Below are 2762 nucleotides of genomic sequence, written 5' to 3'. Positions count from 1 at the left end.
GTTCTTCGGTCCGGACCAGTTGACGTCGGTGGACTGGCAGGTGGCGTTGGGCGGGGATCCGTTGACCGCCGAGGAGTTGGACGTGCTCGCGGAGGCGACCCGGCCTGTCGTGCGGTTGCGTGACCGCTGGACGTTGGTCGACCCGGAGTTGGCGCGTCGTGCCCGGGAGCGCGCGCTCAAGCCGGTGAGTGCGATCGAGGCGTTGGGCGCGGCCCTGACCGGTGAGGTCGAGGTCGACGGTGTGCCGGTCGGGGTGGCGGCTACGGGGTGGTTGGACGAGCTGCGGTCGCGGTTGGCGGTCCTCGATGACGAGCCGGTCGTGCAGCCGGCCGCGTTGCGTGCGACGTTGCGGGACTACCAGCTGCACGGGTTGCGGTGGTTGGACCGGATGACGTCGCTGGGGTTGGGGGCGTGCCTGGCCGATGACATGGGTCTGGGCAAGACGATCACGCTGATCGCGTTGCACCTGCACCGTGACGACGGTCCGACGCTCGTGGTGTGCCCGGCGTCGTTGATGGGCAACTGGCAGCGGGAGATCGAGCGCTTCGCGCCGGGTGTGCCCGTCCGGCGCTTCCACGGGCCGCGCCGGGAGGTGGCGCACGAGGGTTTCGTGCTCACCACGTACGGCACGATGCGCTTGGACGCGGATCGGCTCGCGGAGGTCGACTGGGGTTTGGTCGTGGCCGACGAGGCGCAGCACGTCAAGAATCCCGCGTCGGGGACGGCCAGGGCGTTGCGCCGCGTTCCCGCCCGTGCGCGTGTCGCCCTCACCGGCACGCCGGTGGAGAACGCGTTGTCGGAGTTGTGGGCGATCCTCGACTGGACGACGCCGGGTCTGCTGGGGACGATGGCGCAGTTCAGGGCGCGTTGGGCCGGTCCGATCGAGGGCGATCGCGATCCCGGGGCGGCGCAGCGGTTCGCGCGGCTGGTGCGGCCGTTCCTGCTGCGCCGGCGCAAGTCGGATCCGGGTATCGCGCCGGAGTTGCCGCCCAAGACGGAGACCGACCAGCCGGTCGCGCTCACGCGGGAGCAGGCGGCGTTGTACGAGGCGGTCGTGCGGGAGTTGATGGCGGAGGTCCGCGAGGCGGACGGCATCGCCCGTCGTGGCCGGATCGTCAAGCTCCTGACCGGGCTCAAGCAGGTGTGCAACCACCCCGCGCAGTACCTCAAGGAGTCGCGGCCCGTGCTGGCGGGCCGTTCGGGGAAGTTGGAGCTGCTGGACGAGCTGCTGGGCACGATCCTGGCCGAGGGCGGGGCGGTGCTGGTGTTCACCCAGTACGTCGCGATGGCGCGGTTGATCGAGCGTCACCTCGCGGATCGGGGTGTGGCCTGCCAGTTGTTGCACGGCGGCACGCCCGTCGCGGTTCGTGAGGACATGGTGCGTCGCTTCCAGGACGGGGACTGCCCGGTGTTCCTGTTGTCGTTGAAGGCCGCGGGCACGGGTCTCAACCTGACTCGCGCCGATCACGTCGTGCACTACGACCGGTGGTGGAACCCGGCGGTGGAGGACCAGGCCACGGACCGCGCGCATCGCATCGGTCAGACCCGGCCGGTGCAGGTGCACCGGCTCATCGCGGAGGGCACGATCGAGGACCGGATCGCGGAGATGCTGCGGGCCAAGCGGGACCTGGCCGATGCCGTGCTGGCGCGTGGTGACGCGGCGTTCACCGAACTGTCCGATGAGGAGCTGGGCAACCTGGTCGAGCTGCGGAGCGGCGCATGAGCGACCGCGTGAAGGGCTTCCCGGCGTTCGGCAGGGGTGTGCGCCGTGCCCGTTCGTGGTGGGGCAAGGCGTGGTTGCAGGCGTTGGAGGACACCTCGCTGGACCAGGCGCCGCTGCGGCAGGGCCGCAAGTACGCCCACGCCGGGTTGGTCGGCACCATCACCGTCAGCCCGGGGCGTCTCGACGCCACCGTCTACGACAGTGAGGACACCTACCGGACGGTCGTGCGCCTCACCGAGCTCACCGACGCCGAGTGGGCTCGGTTCCTCGGTCAGATCGCGGCGAAGGCCGGGCACCTGGCAGCGTTGTTGGACCGGGAGATGCCCCGGGAGCTGGCCGACGCGGCCGCCGACGCCGGGGTGTCGCTGCTGCCCGGTATCGGTGACCTCGACCCCGAGTGCACCTGTCCCGGTTGGGAGCTGCCGTGTCGGCACGCCGCAGCGCTGTGCCACCAGGCGTCGTGGTTGCTCGACGCCGACCCGTGGGTGTTGCTGCTCCTGCGTGGACGTGACCAGGACGAGGTGGTCGCCGGTGCCCGCCCGACCGCCGGTGTCCCGGCCACCGTCGCTTTCGCCCGTCCGCCGCGTGGGCTGCCCGACGACCCGCCGCCCGGCGAGCTGGGCCCGTTGCCCGACTTCGAACCCGTGGCGGGCCTGGACGTGGAGGTGTTGCGACTGCTCGTCGCGGACGCCGCCGCCAAGGCCCGCGAGGTGCTGGCCACGGGGCGGTGGCCGGTGACCGACGACCGCCGTGATCGCATCCGCATGGCCGCCACCCACCCCGCGCTGCGCGATCGGCTCGACGTCGACGCCCGTGCCGTGCGGGCTTGGCGTCAGGGCGGCCCCACCGCTCTGGACGTCCTGGAACAGCCCTGGACGCCGGGTCGTGCCGACGTCGCCCGTGCCCGTGCCGCCTGGGCGGGTGGCGACCTGCCCGAACCGACCGTGTGGCGCAACCGGTGGACCGTCCATGACCGACAACTGCGCTACGGCCCGGACGGCCGCTGGTACCCCTACCGCGCCGCCGACGGCACGTGGTG

General features: G+C 72.0%; 2 protein-coding genes. Both read left to right on the top strand.

Going from position 1 to position 2762, the window contains the following annotated elements:
- A partial coding sequence (locus AB0G02_RS34270) for a DEAD/DEAH box helicase (protein WP_360802758.1) occupies positions 1 to 1723 on the top strand: 1723 nt, incomplete at its 5' end.
- Positions 1720 to 2762 (top strand): SWIM zinc finger family protein (locus AB0G02_RS34265; protein ID WP_360802755.1); only part of this gene is annotated, 1043 nt, incomplete at its 3' end. The genes AB0G02_RS34270 and AB0G02_RS34265, both read left to right, overlap by 4 nt.

The sequence above is a fragment of the Actinosynnema sp. NPDC023658 genome (assembly GCF_040639995.1).
In the GTDB taxonomy this organism is placed as follows: Bacteria; Actinomycetota; Actinomycetes; order Mycobacteriales; family Pseudonocardiaceae; genus Actinosynnema.
This window is presented reverse-complemented; position numbering and strand designations above follow the sequence as displayed.